The sequence below is a fragment of the Paenibacillus nanensis genome (genome assembly GCF_003583765.1).
Taxonomy (GTDB): domain Bacteria; phylum Bacillota; class Bacilli; order Paenibacillales; family Paenibacillaceae; genus Pristimantibacillus; species Pristimantibacillus nanensis.
Window position 1 is genome coordinate 218,738 of the sequence record NZ_QXQA01000007.1, and the last position, 23,437, is coordinate 242,174.

At 53.2% G+C, this 23,437-nt stretch carries 16 protein-coding genes; 15 read left to right on the top strand and 1 reads right to left on the bottom strand.

Annotated elements, in window-relative coordinates:
* Nucleotides 1–24: 24 nt before the first annotated feature.
* The 11 genes from D3P08_RS13385 to D3P08_RS13440 all read left to right on the top strand — a co-directional run bounded on the left by D3P08_RS13385 (nucleotide 25) and on the right by D3P08_RS13440 (nucleotide 14,541).
* On the top strand, nucleotides 25–1,035 hold the full coding sequence (locus D3P08_RS13385) for a glycosyltransferase family 2 protein (protein WP_119600189.1): 1,011 nt from the start codon (nucleotides 25–27) through the stop codon (nucleotides 1,033–1,035).
* Nucleotides 1,028–1,471: a GtrA family protein gene (locus D3P08_RS13390; protein ID WP_162848467.1), complete on the top strand. Its 444-nt coding sequence runs from the start codon at nucleotides 1,028–1,030 to the stop codon at nucleotides 1,469–1,471. Before D3P08_RS13385 ends, D3P08_RS13390 begins: the two co-directional genes overlap by 8 nt.
* Entirely contained in the window at nucleotides 1,468–2,154 is a 687-nt protein-coding gene (locus D3P08_RS13395; RefSeq protein ID WP_240647493.1) for a class D sortase, read from the top strand. Before D3P08_RS13390 ends, D3P08_RS13395 begins: the two co-directional genes overlap by 4 nt.
* Nucleotides 2,155–2,283: 129 nt before the next feature.
* Entirely contained in the window at nucleotides 2,284–2,508 is a 225-nt protein-coding gene (locus D3P08_RS13400; RefSeq protein WP_006040330.1) for a helix-turn-helix domain-containing protein, read from the top strand.
* A 221-nt stretch (nucleotides 2,509–2,729) separates the two neighbouring features.
* Nucleotides 2,730–4,343 carry a glycosyl hydrolase family 18 protein gene (locus tag D3P08_RS13405; protein ID WP_119600192.1) on the top strand — a complete coding sequence of 538 codons (1,614 nt, stop codon included), beginning with the start codon at nucleotides 2,730–2,732 and terminating at the stop codon, nucleotides 4,341–4,343.
* A gap of 1,340 nt (nucleotides 4,344–5,683) precedes the next feature.
* Nucleotides 5,684–6,568: an ABC transporter permease gene (locus tag D3P08_RS13415; protein ID WP_420819036.1), complete on the top strand. Its 885-nt coding sequence runs from the start codon at nucleotides 5,684–5,686 to the stop codon at nucleotides 6,566–6,568.
* A 30-nt stretch (nucleotides 6,569–6,598) separates the two neighbouring features.
* Nucleotides 6,599–7,495 (top strand): carbohydrate ABC transporter permease, encoded by an 897-nt coding sequence (locus D3P08_RS13420; protein ID WP_119600195.1) that lies wholly within the window; start codon nucleotides 6,599–6,601, stop codon nucleotides 7,493–7,495.
* Between the two features lie 76 nt (nucleotides 7,496–7,571).
* Nucleotides 7,572–9,260 carry an extracellular solute-binding protein gene (locus D3P08_RS13425; RefSeq protein WP_119600196.1) on the top strand — a complete coding sequence of 563 codons (1,689 nt, stop codon included), beginning with the start codon at nucleotides 7,572–7,574 and terminating at the stop codon, nucleotides 9,258–9,260.
* A gap of 243 nt (nucleotides 9,261–9,503) precedes the next feature.
* Nucleotides 9,504–11,120: an extracellular solute-binding protein gene (locus tag D3P08_RS13430; protein ID WP_119600237.1), complete on the top strand. Its 1,617-nt coding sequence runs from the start codon at nucleotides 9,504–9,506 to the stop codon at nucleotides 11,118–11,120.
* Nucleotides 11,121–11,150: 30 nt separating this feature from the next.
* Nucleotides 11,151–12,728: a response regulator gene (locus D3P08_RS13435; protein ID WP_119600197.1), complete on the top strand. Its 1,578-nt coding sequence runs from the start codon at nucleotides 11,151–11,153 to the stop codon at nucleotides 12,726–12,728.
* A gap of 10 nt (nucleotides 12,729–12,738) precedes the next feature.
* Nucleotides 12,739–14,541 (top strand): cache domain-containing sensor histidine kinase, encoded by a 1,803-nt coding sequence (locus tag D3P08_RS13440; protein ID WP_119600198.1) that lies wholly within the window; start codon nucleotides 12,739–12,741, stop codon nucleotides 14,539–14,541.
* Nucleotides 14,542–14,603: 62 nt separating this feature from the next.
* Here D3P08_RS13440 and D3P08_RS13445 read toward each other — a convergent pair whose 3' ends face one another.
* A complete protein-coding gene (locus D3P08_RS13445; RefSeq protein WP_119600199.1) occupies nucleotides 14,604–16,223 on the bottom strand; it encodes a catalase in 1,620 nt (539 codons plus the stop codon).
* Between the two features lie 181 nt (nucleotides 16,224–16,404).
* On the opposite strand from D3P08_RS13445, the gene D3P08_RS13450 reads away from it, so the two are divergent.
* The 4 genes from D3P08_RS13450 to D3P08_RS13465 all read left to right on the top strand — a co-directional run bounded on the left by D3P08_RS13450 (nucleotide 16,405) and on the right by D3P08_RS13465 (nucleotide 23,428).
* Entirely contained in the window at nucleotides 16,405–17,073 is a 669-nt protein-coding gene (locus tag D3P08_RS13450; protein WP_119600200.1) for a tetratricopeptide repeat protein, read from the top strand.
* Nucleotides 17,074–17,096: 23 nt separating this feature from the next.
* The gene (locus D3P08_RS13455) at nucleotides 17,097–18,845 is read left to right on the top strand and encodes a sensor histidine kinase (RefSeq protein ID WP_119600201.1); all 1,749 of its coding nucleotides are present in this window, start codon (nucleotides 17,097–17,099) and stop codon (nucleotides 18,843–18,845) included.
* 120 nt (nucleotides 18,846–18,965) lie between these two features.
* On the top strand, nucleotides 18,966–20,555 hold the full coding sequence (locus tag D3P08_RS13460; RefSeq protein WP_162848468.1) for an SWIM zinc finger family protein: 1,590 nt from the start codon (nucleotides 18,966–18,968) through the stop codon (nucleotides 20,553–20,555).
* Nucleotides 20,552–23,428, top strand: a complete 2,877-nt coding sequence (locus D3P08_RS13465; RefSeq protein WP_119600203.1) for a DEAD/DEAH box helicase — start codon at nucleotides 20,552–20,554, stop codon at nucleotides 23,426–23,428. Before D3P08_RS13460 ends, D3P08_RS13465 begins: the two co-directional genes overlap by 4 nt.
* Nucleotides 23,429–23,437: the final 9 nt, after the last annotated feature.

Genomic DNA, 23,437 nt, shown 5'->3' on the forward strand with positions numbered 1-23,437 from the left:
TTCACATTAAAAGGAGCTTTATCCATGAACCCAAACGGTGTCGATTATAGTGTCATCGTTCCAATGTATAACGAAGAGGAAGTCATTGAGCATACGTATAAACGGCTGAAGGCCGTCATGGATACGGCGGGGAGGCCGTATGAGCTGATCTTCGTCAACGACGGCAGCAAGGACCGTTCCGCCGAGCTGATCCGGTCGTTCGGCGACAACGATCCGAATGTGCGGCTTATCGATTTCTCCCGCAATTTCGGCCATCAAATCGCGATATCCGCAGGGATGGATTACGCGCAAGGCGACGCGATCGTTGTGATCGACGCCGACCTTCAGGATCCGCCGGAGGTGATCCTTCAAATGATCGCCAAATGGAAGGAGGGCTACGAGGTTGTATACGGCCGGCGGCTCAAGCGGAAGGGGGAGACGGTCTTTAAGAAGGTGACCGCGCTTGCCTTCTACAGGCTGCTCAAAAGCATGACGAATGTCGATATTCCGCTCGACACCGGCGATTTCCGCCTCATTGACCGCAAGGTCTGCGACGTGCTTCGAAGCTTGAAGGAGAAAAACCGGTTCGTGCGGGGCTTGATCAGCTGGATCGGCTTCAGGCAGACGAGCGTCGAGTACGTGCGCGAGGAGCGGTTCGCCGGCGAGACGAAATACCCGCTGAAGAAGATGATCAGCTTTGCGCTGGACGGCATTACGAGCTTCTCGTATAAGCCGCTTAAGATCGCCAGCTACTTAGGCTTTACTTTGTCGATCGGGAGCTTTCTTTATCTGCTGATCGTCATCTTCCAACGCCTGTTTACGGAGACGACGGTTACCGGCTGGACAACCATCGTCGCCTTGAACCTCCTGTTCAACGGCATCATTCTGATACTGCTCGGCGTGATCGGCGAATATATTGGCCGTATCTACGACGAATCGAAGAACAGGCCGCTGTACATCGTACGGGAGGCCCGCGGCTTCCTGGGAGAAGAGGGGGAACATGAACAGAATGGTCCAAAGCCGCAGCGTTTGGAGCCGGAGAGTCAGCATGTCTGAAGCATTGACAACTGAGCGGCGCGCTTCGCTTAAACAATTTTTCGTATTCTGTATCATTGGCGGACTCAATACGCTCATCGATATGGGCGTCTTTATGCTTCTGGTCCTCGTGGACGTTCATTATGCGCTTGCCCAGACAGCGGCGTACTGCGCGGGCATGGCGAACAGCTACCTGATGAACAGAGCGTTTACATTCCGGGCGGCATCCGTTCGAATGAAGGACGAATGGCGGAGAGGGCTTCGGTTCCTCGCATGGAACGCCGCGATGCTCGGCTTGTCCGTCCTGCTGCTGGCGCTGGCGGCGGAATGGCTTCAATTAAGGGAGTGGATCGCCAAAATCATCGTGACGTTATTGATTGTTCCTTTGAATTTTTACGGCAGTAAAAAATGGGTTTTCACTGCGAAGCATCAAGCAGAGTTAGGAGGAGGGAATTGAAGAAAGCGGCAGCATATGGTCTCATTGTCATTGGCATATTGATTATTTTATATCCGAAGGCCAGCGAGTGGTACGACAAGCGGCAGGAGGAGAAGCTGCTTGCGGCCTGGGAGGAGAGCTTGATGAACGAGACGGCGGAGGAGGAAGCCGTGGAGCAGTATGAGGGGCTGACCAATCTGTTCGCGGAGGAAGCCGGCGGCTTGCAGTCGCCATCCGCGTCGTCTCCCGCCCTAGGGCCGTCACAGCTGCCTTCGCCATCGGCTTCCGGGACGGAGGAGCAGCCTAAGCTGAACGCAATCGCCACGATCAGCATTCCGAGCATCGACCTTAAGCTTCCTGTGCTGGAAGGCGCGACGGAGAAAAATATGAAGGTTGCGGCCGTTCATTTGAAGGAGACGGCGCCGATTGGCGAGATCGGCAACGCCGCCATTGCCGCGCACCGCATGCGGATCAAAGGAAGGCTGTTCAATCGGCTGGACGAGGTGGAGGTCGGCGATAAAATAACCGTCAAAACGAAAGAAGACACCTTTACCTACACCGTCTATAAAATTTCGATTGTGGAGCCGACGGACGTGTCGGTTCTCAATTACAATAACACGGACAGAAGGCTGACGCTCATTACGTGCGATCCTTTGATCAATCCAACCCACCGCCTCATCGTGCATGCGGAAATGTCGGAATAAAATGCAGTTCTAGAGCGCCCATTTTATGCATATACAGCACCATCCACTCGCCCCCTTCATATGATAAGTTGACTGTATCCCTTGCCCTTGTTACACCATAAAAACCCGAGCAAGGAGGGGTGACAAACTTTGAAGGGAAGCGACCATAAAAGCAAGTTTTTATTGACTCATCGTGAACGAGAGGTATTCGAGCTGTTGGTACAGGACAAAACGACAAGAGATATCGCGCAGCAATTATTCATCAGCGAGAAAACCGTTCGCAACCATATTTCGAATGTCATGCAAAAATTGAATGTCAAAGGTCGTTCGCAAGCGGTTGTCGAGCTGATTAAGCTTGGGGAGTTACAAATCTAACATAACAAGGTCTCTCCATTCTCGTTTGTCAGGGCGAATAGCCCTTTCTACATTGCAAATCCTTGAAGGCAGCATAGCGATATGCTGCTTTTTTGTTTTGGCTGCTTTTATTCAAAAAGTTGGTCGGTATGTCACCGATGCGGCGCAACTAACTCTATCAATTCCTCGTCTATACTTTCGGCACCCTTTCTACTAGAAAGGGCATGGGAAGGAGAGAGAGGATGAGAGGGAAAAAAATTGCGGTCGTCGTACTGGCGTTATTTACGTTGTTCGCGAGCCAGGCGTTCGCCTATGAAGCGCAGCTGAAGCCTTATAAGGATGTCGGGGACGATTATGCCAAGGAAGCCATTTATACCTTGTCCGCGCTCGGCATTATTGACGGGTACGAGGATTTGACCTATAGACCGGCCGGGAGCCTGTCGCGCGAAGCGTTCGTGAAGCTGCTCGTCGCTTCATCTCAAATGGAATTGGATACCGGGCGTTTGCCAAATGACGTTGCTAAGGATCGCTGGTCCGCCCCGTACATATCGGCCGCCTATGAGAACGGATGGCTTACGGGCCTGCTAGATTCAGAAGACAAGCTGAATCCGGCTCAGACGATTACTAGACAAGAAGTCGCGATGCTGATCGGAACTTCGCAGCTGCAGGCGCTGGACGAGGAAGCGAAAGAGAGCTGGCTGTCCGCGGAGTGGGAGGAAGAGCGGGATAACCGTCAATTCAAAGACGCGGGAGCCATCGAAGAGAGCATGCAGCCGTATGTGTATTACGCGGTGCGTCTCGGCATCATGGAAGGCGACCCGACCGGGTTCAAACCAAAGGATTCGCTGAACCGGAAGCAGGCGGCTGCCGTTATTTACCGGCTGCTCGACAGCCGCATCTCCGGACAGAAGACGGATTTTACCGGCTATTACGCGCTTGGGTCTTATCCCGCCATTAAACAAGTCGATAAGATGTCCCATGTAATCTACGGCTGGGCGAATTTGCAATACGGCGGGGCGGGCAGCGCCGCATCGCTGAATACGAGCACAACGGAGTACAAGGTTCCCGCCGGATACGGAGAAGCTCTTGATGCAGCCGATCAGGCCGGCGCTTCGAAAGAGCTGATGGTGTTTTATAACAACGCGAATTTGAAGGAGTTTTTGAAGGATCAACCGGCTCAAGAGGCTTTTATCGAATCGCTGCTTGCCACGCTGAATGACCCGGCGTACTCGTTTAATGGGGTACATCTCGATTTCGAAGGGCTGAAGGAGGCGGAAAGCGCGCCGGATTTTGTTAGCTTTTTGCGTGAGCTGGAGGAGCAGTTGGGCGAGTACACTTTGTCCGTAGCGGTTCCGCCTGTCGAATACTATAAAGGCTATGATTTGAAGGCGATCGGTGAGCTTGCGGATACGGTCGTCCTGATGGCTTATGATTTCACGCACAGCGAAAGCTTCCTGCCTTCGGCTCCGCTGCCGCTCGTGAATGAAACGGTGCAAACCGCGCTGCAATCGATCCCGAAGGAGAAGCTTGTGCTTGGCGTTTCGAAGCAGGCGAACCAGTGGATTACCGATACGAACGGCGTAACGGGGAAGGTCTTCAGACCGACGATAGCGGACGTGGAGAAAAGGCTCGCTTCGGCTGGCGTAGAGGCGACTTGGTCCGTGCCGTTTCTGCTGAAGAAGCTGGAGTTCCAAGATGAGCGGGGCAAACACCTGATTTACTACGAGGATACACAAAGCATAGAGAAAAAAATCTGGCTGGCCAAATACTACGGTTTGAAGGGCGTGTCCCTCTGGTACATGGGGAACTACACCGCTTCGGACTGGGAGCTTGTCGAGAAGCACGCGTCGAACTAGCGTACTTCTGCTAGATATCCAATATGAGAGAAACCTGTCGCTTAGGCGGCAGGTTTTTTTGTTGTTTTAACCAAATTGCGCCGTTCATCGCAAATGGTTGCGTTCGACAAGTGTACTGGGCTGTGTTTCGGATGAGAGCATGGAGAAGGAGGGGAGTGAGGCGTGTGGCGGGAGTTTGTGCGAAAAATCGTACAAAACGGGGCGTGAGTGAGGAGTGTGGGGGGGTTTTGTACGAAAAATCGTACAAAACGGGGCTGATGTGCGGTGTACGGCCGGAGTTTGTACGAAAAATCGTACAAAAGGTAGCTGGTGTGAGGTATGCGGGGGAGTTTTGCACGAAAAATCGTACAAAACGGGGCTGATGTGCGGTGTACGGCCGGAGTTTGTACGAAAAATCGTACAAAAGGTAGCTGATATAAGGTATGCGGCGGGAGTTTGTAAGAAAAATCGTATAAAAGGGGCAGAGAGTGAGGAAATCGGCGGGGTTTTGTACGAAGAATCGTACAAAAGGTAGCTGATGTGAGGTATGCGACGGGTTTTTGTACGAAAAATCGTACAAGAGGGCAAGTGTGAGGAGAGCGGCCGTCGGCGTGGGGTAAACGGGGCTGATATGAGGTGCGTGACGGGGCTTTTGTACGAAAAATCGTACAAAAGGGGGCTGGTGTATGGTGCGCGGCCGGAGTTTGTACGAAAAATCGTACAAAAGGTAGCTGATATAAGGTTGCGGCGGGAGTTTGTACGAAAAATCGTACAAAAAAGGGGGAAAGTAGGGTGCACGGCGGGAGTTTGTACGAAAAATCGTACAAAAGGGGGCGTGAGTGAGGAGTGTGGTGGGGTTTTGTACGAAAAATCGTACAAAACGGGGCTGGTGTGCGGTGCGCGACAGGGTTTTGTACGTAAAATCGTACAAAAGGGAGTGAGAGCGAAGAGAGCGGGCGTCGGCGGGGGGAAACGGGGCTGATGTGCGCTGCATGACGACGGGGGCTTTGTACGAAACATCGTACAAAAGAGAGCGAGTGTGTGGAGAGCGGGCGTCGGCGGGGGTAAACGGGGCTGATGTGCTGTGCGCGGCGGGAAGTTTGGGCGAAATCGTGTAAAAGTATCATTTTTGCTATAAAAACTTCATGCCGTTCTATAAACAATCGTGTCTCCGTTATATCGTTTCGGCGGAGCAGCTTCGATAAAATGAACACTAACAAAGAGGTCGGGTTGATCGAGTCGGCCATGAACGCATTAGGAGGAAGAGTATGTCGGAAGCAGCGACAAGAAAAACAATCGCCGGACCGTCCCCGCAGAGCCGTCCGCGCAAGAAGAGCGCTCTCCATAGGCTCTGGAAGCAGATGGACGTCCAGCTGATGGTCTGGCCGGGCATTTTACTGATTTTTGTATTTTCTTACATACCGATGTACGGCGTACTGACGGCCTTTATGGATTACAACATTTTTACGGCGCATCGTATCTTTGAAAATCCATGGGTCGGGTTTAAGCATTTTGAAGCGTTTTTTGACGCGCCGAACTTTTGGCAAATTATGAGGAACACGGTCGTCATCAGCCTGCTGAAGTTCGTCATCGGCTTTCCGGCACCGATTATATTGGCGCTAATGCTGAATGAAGTACGCCATATGGTGTTTAAGCGGGTCGTTCAGACGATCACGTATTTGCCGCATTTTATGTCCTGGGTTATCGTGGGCGGGCTTGTCATGTCCTTGCTTTCGGCGGATAACGGGAGCGTAAACATCCTGCTAAAAGGCGTTGGGGCGATCGACGAACCGATCAACTTCTTGTCCATCAAAGATTATTTTTGGACGATTCTGATTTCCACGAACGTGTGGAAAGAGATCGGCTTCAGCTCGATTGTATATTTGGCGGCGATTGCGGGCGTGGATCAGCATATGTACGAGGCAGCCGACATCGACGGGGCCAGCAAGTTTAAACAAATTTATTTGATCACGCTGCCGAGCATTATGCCGGTCATTATCATCTTTATGGTGCTCGCGATGGGCAACCTGCTGAACGCCGGCTTCGAGGATATTCTGATCATTGCGGAAAATCCGCTGCTGCGGCCGGTTGCGGATGTGATCGACGTGTACGTCTACCGGATCGGGCTTCAAAACCAAAAATATTCCTTTGCGGTGGCGGTCGGTTTGTTCAAGGCGGTCATCAGCGTCGGCTTGCTGACGATGGCGAACTATTTGGCCCGAAGAGCGGGCAGCAGCTTGTGGTAGCACATTATTGATGGAGAGGATCGGTAGGCAATGAGATGGAAGAGACTCGCTTTCGGAGACCGGGTTATGGTCGTCATGATATACAGCTTTCTGATCTTGTTAAGCTTTACGGCGTTGTACCCGTTCTGGAACGCGCTGGTCGTATCCTTGAATGTCGGGATCGATACGGCGAAGGGCGGCATTACGGTATGGCCCCGTGCCTTTACGCTGGACAACTACAAAATCGTCACGAATGACGACAATCTGCTGAACGCCTTCCTTATTTCGATTTACCGTACGGTCGCAGGAACAGTGTTGGCGATTTTTATGACCGCGCTGCTCGCTTACGGGATGACGAAAACGTATTTGATGGGCCGTCAAGGCTATATGGTGTTCTTTGTTTTCACGATGTATTTCGGCGGCGGTCTTATTCCGACGTTCCTGCTGATCCGATCGCTCGGACTCTTCGATAGTTTTCTAGTCTATATTATCCCTTCGCTGATCAGCGTGTGGAATATGATCATTTTCCGGACTTTTTTCAAAGGGCTGCCGGCCGGTCTCGAAGAGTCGGCGCAAATCGACGGCTGCAGCAATTGGGGCGTGTTTTTCCGGATCATTCTGCCGCTGTCGGGACCGATTCTCGCCACGCTCGGACTATTTACGGCCGTCGCGCACTGGAACGACTGGTTTGTGCCGAGCATCTACATCTTGAACGAGGATCTGCTGCCGGTGCAAACCGTGCTTAGAAGGCTGCTTAACGCCAACATCAGAGATTTATCCGGGCTTGATTCCGGCTCGCTGTCCCGGATTCAAAACTCTCAGCAGTTTACGACGCGGTCCCTTGTCAGCGCCACGATGATGGTGGTTTCATTGCCAATCATTCTGGTTTACCCCTTTCTGCAAAAGTACTTCGTAAAAGGCGTCATGATCGGCTCATTGAAGGAGTAGTCCTTCCCGGCACCGGTTTAAGGCGGTTACCGCCGCTTTGAACATAAATATCCAATTTTTGAAAGGGGTTAACGCAATGAGAAAAAGAAAGCCGCTGCTGCTGATCGTATCGGCAGTGCTGCTGCTGACGACCGTGCTGGCGGCGTGCAGCAATTCGAACACGAATAACTCGCAAGAGTCGCCATCGCCGTCCAGCGCTTCGGCAACGCCCGGCAATACGGGGGGCGATACGAAACCGGTTAGCGACACATGGGTTTTTGGCTCGGAGCCGCTGGAGTTTTCGTTATATTTCCACTATGGCTGGGTCGACTACAAAGGAATGGACGACTACCCGGCAACCAAATGGCTGAAAGAAAACAAACAGCTTAATATTACGCCGATACAAGCAAACGGCAGCCACAGCGAAAAAATGACGACCATGATCTCGGGCAATATGCTTCCGGACGTCATTTGGGGGAACCGCTTCGATGCGGACATCGACAGGCTGTACGAAGCGGGGCAGCTCGTCGCGTTCGACGAGTACTTGGAAAAATACCCGAACCTGCTGAAATGGGCAGGCAAAGAAAAGCTGGATCTGCTTCGTTCGCCGGACGGCAAGCTGTATAAATTCCCGAACTGGTACACGAATTCCTCGACGAATACGGCGGGCTACGCCATCAACAAAAAAATATACCGCGAGCTTGGTTCTCCGAAGCTGGAGACGCTTGACGATTTGTACGCGTACCTCGTGAAAGTAAAAGAGAAATACGGCGATCAAGTCATTCCGTTCGAAACGGACCGGGCGGAGGACGGTCAAGGCGTCGCTATCCTGTATACGGCATTTAAGGAAGGCGCTTTGTACGACTCGCTCGGCAAGCAGCTGCTTGCCGTACCTAACGGCGATAAGCTGACCTCGGTCTTCACGGATCCGACCTTCCGCGAATCGCAGAAGTTCGTGAACAAGCTGTACAGAGAAAAGCTGATGACGCAGGACGCGTTCACGCAAACGGACGATATGGTGCTCGAGAAGCTGATGACGGGCCGCGTCGCGGTATATGCCAGCGCCAACGTTACGGACAAAGCGAACAAGGCGCATCTCGAGCTTAGCAAAACCAATCCGGAGGACGGATACTTCGTCACCTGGCCGTTCCATAAAGCGGGCCTCGATAAAAATAAAATCCATCCGGGCGGCAACGACCGTCTAGGCTGGAACGTGGCGGTCATTACGAAAGCGGCCAAAGATCCGGAGAAAATATTCGCGTTCCTGGATTGGTACACCAGCCCAGAGGGCATGAACCTTCAATTTTTCGGACCGGAAGGGAAGAACTGGAAGGGATTTGACGAAAACGGCTATCCGATCTTTACGGAGCAAGCCGACCCGGCCGAGATTGCGCAGATTCAAACGGACAACCTCGACATTATGCTTGTAGGCAACGCGGCTTACATCGACCCTGCGAAAATCAGCTTCGAGAAAACGCTGCCTGAAGAGAAGAAAAACTGGCAGGCGAAATACCAAAGCGAGGTGACTTGGCCATCCGGCGTCGACATTACCGAATATAAAAACTTGACGCCTCCGGCAGACAGCGAGCTTGGCACGACCCAGCAGCACGTCGAAAATCTGTTCCTTCAAGTATTCGCGGAAACGACGCAAGCGAAAAGCGAAGCGGATATCGATAAGATTCTCGACCAGGCGGAGAAGGACGCGCAGTCGTACGGTTACAACAAGCTTCTGGAATGGCGCACGGAGCAGTGGCAGGAAAAACGTAAAATTCTTGGATTGGAATAATCAAATATCGATTTTACGCGCATCATGGCGGATTCGGAGGAATCCGTCATGATGTCTATCTGTTTATGCAAGGATTTGAGCTGTTCATGCAATTATTTGTTTATATTTGTATATCGTTTCTGACCGATTTGGTATGATTAGAGCAATATGCTTGTAACTGCCAATTTGAGGGGGCGTCCGTCCGTGAACCGAATAAGAGAGAAGTTCCTGCCGCTTATCTTGTCCGCGTGTGTCCTATTGCTAATGCCTAGCTGCAGTAACGAGGCTGCTTCGATCCAGAGAGAAACAACAAAGCCGGATATACCGGCCATAACTGCGCAAGAGACGGAGGATCCGAGCCGATTGTTCGAGCTTGGCCAAGAGCCGCTGCATCTCACCTTCTATGGCCACTACAGCTACTATACGATGCCGCAATGGGGGGCGGATCCTTCATCCCGCTGGATTCGCGACCGTTTCAACATCCATATCGAGGCGATTAATGCCGACGGCAACGCCAAGCTTAAGCTCCAGAAGCTGATTGCCGGCAACCAGCTCCCCGATATTATTTGGGGCGACCGGGATTCCGACCTCGAGAGGATGCGCGAGCACGGCATGCTCGTTCCGTTGAACGATTATATCGACAAATACCCGAATTTGAAGCATTGGGCCGGCGAGCGGATCTTGGATTTGCTGCGTTCGCCCGACGGCAATATCTACTATTTTCCCAACTATTACACGAACCGTCCTTACGGCAACGCAGGTTATGTCATCAACGAACGGATCTACAAAGAGTTAGGCTCGCCGGCGCTGGATACGACCGACGATCTTTATGCTTATTTAAAGCAGGTGAAGGAGCGGTATCCGGATGTCATTCCTTTCGAAACGGGGCAAGCCAAGGAAGGCAACGGAATCGATCAGCTTTTTTCGGCGTTTAAAGAAAACAACTACAGCTTTACGCGTTATTTCGCGGTGGCAAACGGCGACCGGATGACCTCGATTTATAAGGATGAGGGCTTCCGGGAGTCGGCCCTTTTTGTGGCGAAGCTGATGCGGGAAGGGTTAATGACGCCTGACGGGATGACGCAGACGGAGGACCAAGTAAGCGAGAAGCTGATGAACGGGAAAGTGGCTGTCTACGCAAGCGCCGATCCGATCCGGCTGGCGATGGTCGCCGACGCGGAGCTTCGCAAGCGAGACCCGGATAACGGGTACAGGTTCATCGATCCGATCTACAAGGCGGGGCTGGACCGGACCAAGATTTATCCCGGGTCCTACAACATTCTCGGCTGGAATGTGGCCGCCATTACGACGAGCGCCAAAAACCCGGAAGCGATATTTGCGATGCTGGATTGGATGACGGGACCGGAGGGCTCCGCCGTTCAGATGTGGGGACCGCCAGGTGCGGACGGCTATTGGAACGGGTTCGCCGAGGACGGAATAACGCCGTTATTTACGTCCAAATACGGCACTGACCCGGACGGATTAGCTGAAATTCAGTCGCTCTCGGGGGACATGATCTGGGTGGGCAACACGGTCTATTTGGACCGGACAAAAAGTGAATACGAGATGACGCTGCCGCCCGAACAGCGGAACTGGGCAACGTACTGGCAGCAGACCGTTACGTGGAAATCTCAAGGAGACGCGACTCCGTTTATTAATATTAGGCCGGCTCCGAATACGGAAGAAGGCGGCATTATGAAGACCGCAAAAGAAATTTGGCTGAAAGCGAGAGCGGACGCGATGTTCGGCACGACGGACGAGGAAGTGCTTGCGGTGCTGGACCAAGCGCATGAAGATTCGATGGCAGCGGGCTTTCAGCTCTATTTGGATTATATAACGGCCAGGTGGCAGGAGAACCGGCGTGTTTTATCGCAAAACTAAGACGGCAATCGGGGCGAAGGAGAGACGGTCATGTACAACGTGTTATTGGTCGATGATGAAGAGCTGGACTTGGAAGGGATGAAACGGTTTATTCCTTGGTCGGAGCTCGGGATGGTCGTAAAGGGGAGCGTCAACAATGCCTTGTCGGCTTGCGAAGTAATTGAACAGCATTCGATTGATATTTTGGTCAGCGACGTGAATATGCCTTACATGTCCGGACTTGAGCTTGCGCGAATCGCGCTTCAGCGCAGACCGGGGATGCGCATTATATTCGTCAGCGGCTATCAGGAGTTCAGCTATGTGCAGCAGGCGCTGTCGCTGAAGGCGTACAGCTACGTGCTGAAGCCGATGGATGACAGCGAGCTGATCGCGTCCCTTATGAAGGTGAAACGGGATTTGGACGAAGAGCAGAAGCGGCGCGAGGTGGAGGAAGCGTATCAGCAGATGATTCCAATGGCCAAAAACGAGCTGCTGCAGCGGCTATTCGAAGGAGAAGATCCGTCGGACCGCGAATTCAGGGCGTCTTTGAACAAGTCGCATGAGCTGCATTTGGTCAGCTGGCCGGCGCAAGCCGTCGTCATCGAGCTTGATGCGATGCCTGGAACCGGTCCTTCCTACGATTCGCAGCACGAGCTGTCCCGTCTCTTTCATCAGCAGTTTCACGAGGCCATCCGGCCGTACGGAGCCATTCCGTACTGCAAGCTTAATCCGCAGCGGATCGCGATGATTGTGGACGCGGAGGACATCGACGCGAAGCTCGCGGCGATCATTACAGCCGCTCAGCGTAAGCTTCCCGTTACGTTGACGGCAGGGCTAGGCGCCCCGGTTCAAGGACTGGAGCAAATCCCCGAATCGTACCGGCAAGCGGTTCAAGCGGTCGAAGGCAAAATGTTCCTTGGCAAAGGCGGCGTCATCAAGTACGAAGAGGTAAGCTGCGAACCCGGCATGCTGGACGCCCGGATGCTGGAGGTCCATATGAACAGGCTAATGCATGCGATGAAGGATTATGAGGTTGTCCAAATCTATGACGAGATCGACAGCCTATTCCAGTCATTCACCGTCCTAAGGTCGAAATATACGGTGCATAACTTGTCCAGCTACATCATTTGGAAGCTGGATCAATATTTAAGCGCCATGAACGAAGATTTATTCGAGCTGCTTGGCATCGATATCCGCAAGCTCGATATTTTGCTGCAGTTTGATACGATCAAAGACATTCGTACGTGGCTTACGCACCGCATTTTTGAAATATCGGAACGCTTGCTTCAGAAGAGCAGCACGAAGGACAGCAAGTTTATACGCAGCGTGATGAAGACGATCAAAGACCGGATGAGCGAAAACATTACGCTGAAGGATATCGCGCAGCACTTCTCGTTCTCTCCCAGCTATTTGGGCTTTCTGATCAAGGAGAAATCGGGGCATACCTTCAACGAGCTTCTCGTGCAGGTTCGCATGGAGAAGGCATGCGAGCTTCTCAAGGAGCCGGGCGTCAAAATCTATGAAATCGCGGACCAGGTCGGCTACCGCTATCTTCCGTATTTCAGCAGGCAGTTTAAAGAAAAGTTCGGCATGACGCCGCTCGAATACCGGAAGAAAGAGCTGCATTAGGAGGTTCTCTATGAAAACGATTCGGGAGACGAACGGACGTTTGAGATATTTGCCGATCGGCTATAAGCTCATGCTCTCGTATCTCATCTTTATTATTATTCTCGTATCTGTTAACGGCTACGTCTCCCATTCGATGTACGACGCGTCAATGCGAAAGCAGACGAGAGGCAATCTCCAAGGAACGCTGCTCCAAATCCGGGACAACGTCGCCTATAAAACGGATGATATGGTGCGCATATCGTCTACGCTGTACGATGAGTCGACCTTTGTGCGGAGCCTTAAGGCGGAAGTTTTCGGGAAAGAAAACAATACCCGCATGGAGCAGGTCATTCTTCCGAAGCTGGAAAGCGCGACCAAATCGATCGGCATCAATTTGCGGCTGTCGATTTACACGCGTAATGAAACGATAAACGAGCGCTATTATACGTATAAAAATAACAACGACTACAGCGGGGGGCAGACGTACAACATTTATCATCTAAGCCGGATCGAAAATAAGGGATGGTACAAGCGGCTGCCGAAAGAAGAGTACGGCATCACCATGGTATGGAAGCAGGTGGAGGAGGACAACGGAAGCGGACGCATTTCCATGATACGAAGAATAGTAGATTTAAGCGACCCGGTCGATGTGCAGGAGATGGGTTTAATGCGATTCAGCGTGCCTCTCCGCGAATTGTTCGACAGCGTCGATTACCGGAAGCTAGGCGAGGGCGCCATGCTGCTCGTCAGGGATCAATCGGGACAGCTGATCTTTTCATCCGGCGAACTGCCGGTATTCGGGGGCATTCCGGACCGGTCGCCCAGCAAATACGCGGATATGGAAAGAAAGGATTTCGAGCAATCCTATTTGAAGATCGAGGAGCGGATGATCCAGCAAAATTGGACGATTACAGCGTATGTTCCCCTTACGATCATTAAGCAGGAAGCGGAGAAGGTCCGCGCATTTATTATCGGCGTATGCGTCGTCTGCTTTATTTTGTTTTCGTTCGCCGGCGTCTTTATTTCCCGCTATTTCTCGAAGCGCATTACGAAATTCGTGTCCGTGCTGAACGCGTTCCGCGAAGGCGACTTGCATAAGCGGATGACATACCGCGGCAGAGACGAATTTTCGCAAATCGCGACCGCGCTGAACGGAATGGGCGAGGATATAGAAGCTTTAATTCATAAAGTTTATTTGACCCAGCTTCAAAAGAAGGAGGCGGAGCTGGAAATGCTGCAGACGCAGATCAATCCCCATTTTCTGTACAACACGCTGTCTTCCATTAACCGTCTGGCCAAGTTTGGCGAAAACGCGAAGCTGCAGGAGATGGTCGTCAACTTAGGTAAATTTTACAGGCTGACGCTGAACTCCGGCAAAACGCTTATTCCGATCCATTCCGAAATCGAGCAGTCGAACGCTTACTTGGATATTCAGAAAGTGAAGTACGGGCACCGGCTGGAGGTTACCTACGATATCGACCCGGAGATCTGGAAATATGAAACGATGAAGCTGATTTTGCAGCCGTTTATCGAAAATGCCCTGAAGCATGCCTGGAGCGGGGACCGGATTCATATCCGAATCGTCGCGCGGAGAGAAGGGGATGTCATTCGATACCGGATCATTGACGATGGAATGGGGATGCGGCAGGAACGATTGAACGAAATTATGGTCGATGCCGACGAAAGCGAAACCGGATACGGCATCCGTAACATTCATCAGAGAATACGGCTGCAATACGGAGACCAATATGGCGTTTCGCTGTATAGCCGCCTCGGAATCGGCACTTCCGTCACCATATGCATACCGGCCCGGAAGCGAAAGCTGTTCCTATAGGAAATGCGGAGCTATGCATCCATTTCCGCATAGCTCCGCGATGCTGCAGCTTTCCGCCAATATTAATAGCCGTCCGTCTTTTGGCCAAGCTCGGCAGACAGCTCCATGCCTTCATTGGCGGCAGGGGTGCCGACATGTCCGCTTTCTGCCTGGTTAGATTTCAATCCATCCGCAACTCTTTGGCCGTATTCGGCGTCTGCTTCTGTGAAGTAGCTTACCATCCGCTCCTGAATGTGCGAAGGACAAGTGCTCAGCGCATCGACCAGATTCGAGATGAGCTCGTCCTTCTCCCATTGCTCAAACTTACGGTACGTTTCGCCCGCCTGCTTGAAGTTGTTCGGCCGGTCGATCGGCTGGCGGGTCAGCTTATCGTTGTATTCCGGTTCATGCGGCGCCCCGGGGCGTTCCGCTTCCTTCAATCCGCCGAGCGAAGAAGGCTCGTAATTGATATGGGGATTTTGACCCGGCGCAATATCGACGTAGAAGGTCATTTGGCCGTCGCGCTGATTCGTCGCCACCTTCTTTTTCGGCGCGTTGATCGGAAGCTGCAAGTAGTTGCTGCCAACCCGGTAGCGCTGCGTGTCCGAATACGAGAACGTTCGGCCCTGCAGCATTTTGTCGTCGGAGAAATCGAGCCCGTCGACCAGAACGCCTGTGCCGAAGGCGGCCTGTTCAACCTCGGCGAAATAGTTCTCCGGATTACGGTTTAGCACCATCTTGCCGACCGGAAGCATCGGAAACTGGTCGGTCGGCCACAGCTTCGTGTCGTCCAGCGGATCGAAGTCGAGCTCGGGGTGGTAGCCGTCTTCCATCCACTGCACCTGCAGCTCCCACTCCGGATAATCGCCGCGCTCAATGGCTTCGTACAGATCCTGCGTCGCATGATTGAAGTTTTTGGCTTGAATCTCTTCGGCTTCCTTCTGCGTCAGGTTGCGGATGCCTTGCTTGAGCGGCTCCCAATGATATTTGACAAGCACCGCTTTGCCTTCGCTGTTTACCCACTTGTAGGTGTTGACGCCCGATCCCTGCATTTGTCGGTAGTTGGCCGGAATACCCCAAGGCGAAAACAGGAACGTGATCATATGGGTCGCTTCCGGCGTATTGGATATAAAATCGAAGAACCGTACCATGCTTTGCACGTTCGTCACGGGATCGGGTTTGAACGCATGAACCATGTCCGGAAATTTCATCGCGTCGCGGATGAAGAAAATTTTCAAGTTGTTGCCGACCAGGTCCCAGTTGCCGTCCTCGGTATAAAACTTCGTCGCGAAGCCCCGCGGATCGCGAAGCGTCTCCGGCGAATGGCCGCCGTGGATCACAGATGAGAAACGCACGAAAACAGACGTGCGCTTGCCGGCCTCTTGAAACAGCTTGGCCCTCGTATATTTCGATATCGGCTCCTCGCCCAGCTTGCCGTATGCCTCGAAGTAGCCGTGAGCACCTGCTCCTCGCCCATGCACCACTCTCTCCGGGATGCGCTCCCGGTCGAAGTGGGTTATTTTTTCGAGAAAATGGTAGTTCTCCAGCGTCGACGGGCCGCGGTCGCCGACTGTTCGTATGTTCTGATTGTCCGTGATCGGATGGCCTTGCCGGTTCGTCAGCGTCTCCGGCTGTTCTCCCGGCGCCAAAGCGTTATTGTTTCGGGGCTCGGCGTTTGTTCCTTGAATCTCCTCGTTCGACATGCTTTGTATTTCCACCTTCGCTTTAATTTGGTAATAAGCTCGCGTGTAGTATGAGGCTAGTCTTCTTCTTTTATGCGGATGCGCGCTTGATAAAATTTGTATCAAACGGCTCAAAGATAAAGGGTTTGTGATATGATAGGCTTACAAATATTTCATGATTTTGGGTATTGCGGAGGAGAAAATGTTTAAGTTCACCTTTTTGTTTTTATGGCTTAGCTGGCTATTCGGCAACCCCATCGTGGCCATCATTGTGCTGCTCATTCTTCTATATGCGCTTGACCGTAAATTTATAGGGCTGTCTCCAAGCCTGCTGAAGCCGATCAAAAGAAGGTCGCGAATATCGAAGCTGAAGCAGCGTGTAGAAGCATCGCCGAGCGATGTGTCGGCCAAGCAGGAGCTTGCGCGGCTGCTCATGGAAGGCAAACGATATAAGGAAGCGCTGCATATATGGGAGCCGCTTCAAGGCGTGCTGGAGGACTCCGCCGAATATTGGGACGATCTGGGTCATTGCTATCTTGAAACCGGTGATACGGAGAAAGGGGAAGCCAGCACGCTGCGCGGCCTGAAGCTGAATCCGAGAGTCAAATACGGCGCGCCTTATTTGCGGCTTGCCGACTCGAATAGGAAGAGAGATCCAGAGCAAGCGCTCGCTTATTTGCAATCGTTTCAAGAAATCCATTCTTCATCCTGCGAAGCGTATGACAGACTGTCGACGATCTACAAAGGGATGGGCCGCGCGGAGGACGCGAAGCGGGCGGCCGATGAAGGGCTGCGGCTTTATAAATCCTTGCCTAAATACAGAAGGCGCTCGGAGCGCAAGTGGGCGATTCGGCTATTACTCAAAAAATAACTTAAAGGGGCAAGAAGCGACAGATGCAGCGCAATGTATGGCTAATCACAATCAGCATCGTGCTTGCGTTAATTCTAATTAATAATACGGTGTATTATTTTCTAACGAAGAAAACGCTGGAGGACGCCCACGAGAGCGAAATGCTCAGGCTGGGGAAGCAGATTGAAATATCGGTAGAGCAGTACCGAAAAAGCACGGAATACTATGAAGCGCAAATCGGCCGAGAGCTTCGCGCGGCCTCCATCGCGGCGCAGTACGCGCTCGATCCCGACGTGGAGAAGGTGACGGATGAACAGCTGAAGGAGCTGAGCGCGAAGCTGGACATCGACCATATCAGCCTGCTCAAACGAACGGAAGACGATATTATTTTATACCGGTCTTCGGATCCGACGCAGCCGGGGAAAAGCACGAAGTCCTGGAAGCCATGGCATCAAATTTTTCAGCAGCTGTTCAATCAGGAGAAGCTTTCGGAGGAATGGGTAGGCCAAAGCATGGCTCATTTCTGGAGCGGGCCGTTCGAAACCTCGTCTACGGATAAAGGGAAGATATATAAATGGGGATATTACTACGACGGCACAACCAACTATATCGTGGATCCCTATGTCGATTATAAAGGCAGCCTGGAAGCTTTCGATCGATTGGCAGGGGTCGACCGTCTAATCGGTGATTTAATTGAAAAGGACGACTCGTTGCTCGAAATCGCGGTTTTTAATCCGGAAACGTTCCCCGACGGCGTCTGGTATATGAAAGAAGGAATAGGCAGGAAAGAAAATTTGGTGCAGCGTCCGCAGCTTTACGGGAAATACGAGATCAAGACGGGCAAAGACGTAGAATCGGTCCGGGAGGCCTATAGCAGCGGCAAAATCGTATCTTTTGTCGAGGATGCGGGGGAGCTCAGCATTCATAAAATGTTTATTCCGGTTTCCGCCGCCGACCAAGGCATCAACATCGTCGATGAGAACGGCGAGCCGATGGATACTTATGTGCTGTCCATCGTCTCCGATTACAGCTATATTCAGCATAAGCTGGACAGTCAATTTCTCAATCTTGGACTTATTATTAGCTTACTTACCGCTGCCAGTGTTGTAATCGCCGTCATCGCCTTACGCTACTACAAGCAGACGAGGGAGAGAGCGGTAGCCATGACGCAGGAGACGTATACGGAGGAGATTAACAGCATGTTCCATTCCATCCGTGCGCAGCGTCATGATTTTCTTAACCACGTTCAGACGATCCATATGCTGGCGGAGCTGAATAAGCACAGGGAGCTGGTCGCCTACACGAAAGAGCTAACGGGCGAGATCAGGCTGATGAACGATATTATTAATATCGGGAATCCGGCGATCGCGGCTTTGATCCGGTCCAAAATATCGCAGGCGGAGAGCTATAAAATTGCGTTCAGCTGTCACTTCAACGGGCTGAAGCTGCAGGGCATGGGCGCCAAAACGCTGGACATGAACCGGATTTTAGGCAATTTGATCGATAACGCCTTCGATGAGGTGCTGAAATACGAGGAGAGCATGCGCCAGGTCTGCTTAACCGTTAATCAGACGGAGAACATGCTCGAAATCGTCATTTTCAACACTTGTTTGGAGGCGAAAAAGCTTGCCGCTAAGCCGCTGTTCGAAGCGGGGTATTCGACGAAACGGGATCAGCATCAAGGTCTTGGCTTATCCATCGTGAAATCGATTGCCGAACGATATAAAGGAGAGACTGAAGTTGTTGCAGATGCGGAGGATGAGCTGAAGTTTATCGTTCGCATCCCCTTGTAAAGACGGCAATAAGGATTACAGGATAAAGCGTCATCGGACGGTGTGACCATCGCCCTGCATGGCGTTTTTTCTGTTATAATAGAAAGAATGTTAAAGTACGGAAGGCGGGGTGAGTTTCTGATGAGTTTCGATACAAAGCTGCTTGCCGCACTCGAGCAGCAGCTTGGACAATACATTCCTGCCTCTATCCTGAAAAGGGGATGGAGCTACTATCAAGGAGGCCATGTTCAAAGCTCGCAGGCGACCGTTCACCAGACGCTTATGGGTGTAGTGCGAGGAGGCGACCTGTACGCGGTCGTTATCGACGCGGATCATTTCCATTACAGCACATGCACCTGTCCGTATGACGGTCTCTGCAAGCATATGGCCGCTGTCTTCTTCCACTATTATGCGGAAGCCTATGGCGGGGAACGGTCGGCAGAGCAGGCTTATTTCCGCATGCTGGGTCTTACCCCCGCGAGGACGATCGTCAGCCAAGAGGCGGCTCCCGCCCCGGATGCCGGCATTTTGCGGCATCCCGGCGAAGAAGGGACGGCGGAAGAGTGGCGCGAATGGATGGAAGCGGAGTACGGCGAGACCTGGAGGAAATGCCGCCATTCCTTGCATGCTCTGCAGCCGGTGCTGTCCGCGCTCAAAGGGTTGTCCCGCGATTGGGAGAAGCCGCTGCAGCGGCTGCATTGGTCCACCGCGATTATATTCATTATGGAGCAGTCCGAACGGGCGATTACGACGGTGGACAGCTTCAGCCGTTACTACCACGAGATGTCTTTCCTTCGTATGGCCGAGCCTTGGGTTGAGCATGTATATACCTTAATCAGCGAGCTGGAGCCGGAGAGCATGAGCGAGTCAGAGCTTGCCTGGAGCCGCTCGTTAACCGAAATCGCTAAGGAACGTGCGATTAGGCCGGAGCGCCAGCTGTTCGAATGGGACACTCTTTATCTTGCATTTTGCGAGAAGCTGTCGCAGCTTAAAGAATGGTACCGGCAGGAGAAGCTGGCTTTGCTCGAGTCGCTGAATACACCGGCAGTAGACGAACGGAACGATACGTTCTTGTACGCTGCTTTGGGCATGCTCGCCTACTTCGAAGGCGATGATGAGCATGCAATTTCCTATTTCTCGCAAGCCGCCTTCGAGCGCGTCCAGAAGCTGATCTACCCATGCGTAGCGCAAAGAATGGAAGCGGGGAACTGGGAATGGGCGGAGCGCTGGATGGCCTTTCTGTATGAGCGGGTATACAGCAACCGGAACGCGCGGAACATCGGGCCTTTTATGACGCTCTGCCGAAGAGCCGACGAAGACCGGCCGGAGCTTCCGGTATGGACGGCTTATATGATGGAGCTGCTCCCATACTCGTATGCCGAGTTATCCGAGCATTGGCTTCACATGAAGCGTTATGACGATTGGGCCGATCTTCAGCTCTTTGTCGGCGTAAGACCGGAGGAGCTCGACACGCCGGAGCTGCGCGAGGTTGCGAAGACCGCGCCGCATGTGCTGCTTCCTCTCTATCACCAGTCGATTGAAGCCGCGATCGGATCAAGGAACCGGCAGGGCTACCGCCTAGCGGTTAAAAATCTGAAGAAGCTGGAGCGGCTGTATAAGACGGCCAAAGAGACGGAGAAGTGGGAGAGCTATCTCGCGGAGCTTCTCGCGAAATATCAAAGGCTGCGGGCGCTGCAGGAAGAGTTATGGAAGGGAAAAATCGTCACATGAGAACGTTAACCAGCGGTAGAGAACTTGTTGTGGACGGAACCTGGAGTATGGAAGACGGCGATGCTTGCGTTATCTTAAGCGGAGTCGACCGGAAAGAACAGCCGGATGGCAAGCTGCGGTCCTTGTTATTTGCATGGCATAGGGCTTCGTGGTACGGCGCGAAGGTTGAAGAGCTGAAGATCGGCATACAAACCTGCTTAAAGCTGACACCGCTTATCGCCGTCGATTACTTGTCTTCGCCTGCGCCGGTCAGGCTGCTCAAAATTACATGGACGCCGCGTCTCCTTCTCCTTATGCGGATGGCGAAAGCGATTCGGGAGATGCTTATTCAAGGCTGGTTTGCGCCGGACTTTGCGGAATGGTCCGAGGAGAGACGGGCTTGGAGGGGCGCGTTCCCCGAAGCTGCGTCAGAGGCCAAAACGCGCTTCGAGGAGCTGCTCGGCGAAGCGGAACAGCATGGCGTCTCCGAGGCCATCCAGTGGTTAAGCTGGGCGGTGGAGGAGATTCTGGCAACCGATCAGGAAGCGGGAGCTATTTGGCGGTCGATCGGCGCCTCCTCTGGAGAAGGCGTTCTTAGGCGAAAGGGGTCGGACGAGAGCGAGTGGCTGATTGCGATTGGGCTGGAGAAGGACATGCTTCCTTTCCGCGCGGCGCTTCAATTGACAGAGCCTTCTGACGGAGCGGGCTGGCGGCTGCGTCCCGCGCTTCAATCGCGCGAAGGCGGAGCCTGGATCCCGCTCGGCGGACGCCACCCAAGCGGAGAAGAGCCTATTCCGGACGAATGGCTGCCGCTGCTGGAAGAGAAGCTGGCGAAGGAAGAGAGCAAGTGGCTGGCCGCGCTTCCTCATCTCGAGGAGGAGGCAGGCGGCAAGCTGCGCTTCTCGCTGACGGAGCAGGAGGCTTGGGCATTTCTCGAGCATGACAGCATTGCGTTGCTGGAAGCGGGAATCCCCGTACTGCTCCCGGCTTGGTGGGAGGCGGTTCGCTCCCGCAAGCTCCGGTTAAAGGCGAAGATGAAATCGTCCGTAGGCTCCTCGGGAGAATCGCTGTTCGGACTTGATCAGATCGTACAATTCGACTGGAAGCTTGCGCTTGGGGATGTCGATTTGACCGAGGGCGAGTTTCTGCGAATGGCGGAAGAGAACCGAAGGCTGTTCCGCGTCGGGGACGAATGGGTCCACTTGGACCCGCAGGACGCTGAGCAGATTAAGCTGTGGCTGAAGCGGGTCGGGAAGCGCAAGGGGCTTTCCTTCCGGGACGTGCTGGAGATGCATTTGCGCGGCGGCGCTGAGCTTGACGCGTTTGACGATCCCGAGCACTCGCTTCGCGCGGAGGTCGAGCTGAACGAGCATTTGGCTATGTGGCTGGAGCAGCTTCAGCATGTGTCCCAGATGCCGCCGGCCAGCCCGCCGGACTGGTTCAAGGGCGAGCTTCGCCCGTATCAGCAGCAAGGCATGTCTTGGCTGCTGTTCCTTCGGAAATTCGGGCTTGGCGGCATATTAGCCGACGATATGGGGCTTGGCAAAACGATTCAATTTATGGCTTATTTGGCGTATGTGAAGGAGCGCGAGAAAGGCGCGAACGGCCCGTCGCTGCTCATCTGCCCGACTTCCGTTATCGGGAACTGGGAGAAGGAGCTGAAGCGATTCGCGCCGAGCCTTCGGGTGCTGCTCCATTACGGAAGCAAGCGTTTGAAGGGAGAAGAGCTGGCCGCGGAAGCGCGGGAGGCCGATTTGGTCATTACTTCGTATTCTTTGGCTCAGCTCGATGAGGAAGATCTCGGCCTCATTGCTTGGAACGCGCTGTGCCTCGATGAGGCCCAAAATATTAAAAATGTTTACACCAAGCAGTCCGGAGCGATACGCCGTCTCCCGGCGCGCCATCGTATCGCGCTTACCGGCACGCCGATGGAGAACCGGCTTACGGAGCTGTGGTCGATCTATGACTTCGTCAATCCCGGATACTTGGGCAGCCTTAACGACTTCCGCCGAGCGATCGTGACGCCGATCGAGCGGACGAGAGACAAGGAGCTGATCGAAGGTCTGCAGCGCTGGGTGAAGCCGTTCATGCTGCGCCGGGTGAAGAAGGATCCGCTGATCCAGCTGTCGCTGCCCGATAAGATCGAGTCGAAAAGCTATATGACGCTGACCGCCGAGCAGGGAGCCCTATACGAAAACATTGTCAGCGATTTAATGGAAAAGCTGGATAAGCTGGATATGATGCAGAGAAGAGGTCTCATTCTTGCGACGCTGACCAAGCTGAAGCAGCTATGCGACCATCCAGCGCTGCTCCTGAAAGAGAAAGGCGAGGAGGCTTGGCGGACGGAGCGTTCGGCCAAGATGGCGCGGCTTCTCGAGATGTGCGAGGAGATTGCGGCCGAAGGAGAGCGCTGCCTGATTTTCACCCAATACGTCGAGATGGGCGAGCAAATCCAAACCATGCTGGAGAACGGACTTGGCATGCCGGTCCCTTATTTGCACGGCGGGGTCCCCAAGGCGAAGCGGGACGAGATGATTGCGGCGTTCCAGTCGGAAGAGGAGCGCCGCTGCGCGTTCGTGCTTTCGCTCAAAGCAGGGGGCACCGGATTAAACTTAACGGCGGCCAATCATGTGTTCCACTTCGACCGCTGGTGGAATCCGGCGGTGGAAAACCAGGCGACGGACCGGGCGTTCCGGATCGGCCAGAAGAAGCAAGTGCAGGTGCACAAGTTCATTACGCTGGGAACGCTGGAGGAGAAAATCGACGAGATGATCGAAAGCAAGCAGTCGCTCAGCGAGCAGGTTGTCACGGGTTCCGAGAATTGGATTACGGAGTTAAGCTCGGAGGAACTGAAGGAGCTCTTTACGCTGCGCGAAGGCTGGCTGAAAGGATGATGGAAGTTC

Coding starts and splice junctions, on each gene's coding strand:
- D3P08_RS13385 (WP_119600189.1), top strand. CDS start 25: ATGAACCCAAACGGTGTCGATTATAGTGTCATCGTTCCAATGTATAAC.
- D3P08_RS13390 (WP_162848467.1), top strand. CDS start 1,028: ATGTCTGAAGCATTGACAACTGAGCGGCGCGCTTCGCTTAAACAATTT.
- D3P08_RS13405 (WP_119600192.1), top strand. CDS start 2,730: ATGAGAGGGAAAAAAATTGCGGTCGTCGTACTGGCGTTATTTACGTTG.
- D3P08_RS13415 (WP_420819036.1), top strand. CDS start 5,684: ATGGACGTCCAGCTGATGGTCTGGCCGGGCATTTTACTGATTTTTGTA.
- D3P08_RS13420 (WP_119600195.1), top strand. CDS start 6,599: ATGAGATGGAAGAGACTCGCTTTCGGAGACCGGGTTATGGTCGTCATG.
- D3P08_RS13425 (WP_119600196.1), top strand. CDS start 7,572: ATGAGAAAAAGAAAGCCGCTGCTGCTGATCGTATCGGCAGTGCTGCTG.
- D3P08_RS13430 (WP_119600237.1), top strand. CDS start 9,504: ATGCCTAGCTGCAGTAACGAGGCTGCTTCGATCCAGAGAGAAACAACA.
- D3P08_RS13435 (WP_119600197.1), top strand. CDS start 11,151: ATGTACAACGTGTTATTGGTCGATGATGAAGAGCTGGACTTGGAAGGG.
- D3P08_RS13440 (WP_119600198.1), top strand. CDS start 12,739: ATGAAAACGATTCGGGAGACGAACGGACGTTTGAGATATTTGCCGATC.
- D3P08_RS13445 (WP_119600199.1), bottom strand. CDS start 16,223: ATGTCGAACGAGGAGATTCAAGGAACAAACGCCGAGCCCCGAAACAAT.
- D3P08_RS13450 (WP_119600200.1), top strand. CDS start 16,405: ATGTTTAAGTTCACCTTTTTGTTTTTATGGCTTAGCTGGCTATTCGGC.
- D3P08_RS13455 (WP_119600201.1), top strand. CDS start 17,097: ATGCAGCGCAATGTATGGCTAATCACAATCAGCATCGTGCTTGCGTTA.
- D3P08_RS13460 (WP_162848468.1), top strand. CDS start 18,966: ATGAGTTTCGATACAAAGCTGCTTGCCGCACTCGAGCAGCAGCTTGGA.
- D3P08_RS13465 (WP_119600203.1), top strand. CDS start 20,552: ATGAGAACGTTAACCAGCGGTAGAGAACTTGTTGTGGACGGAACCTGG.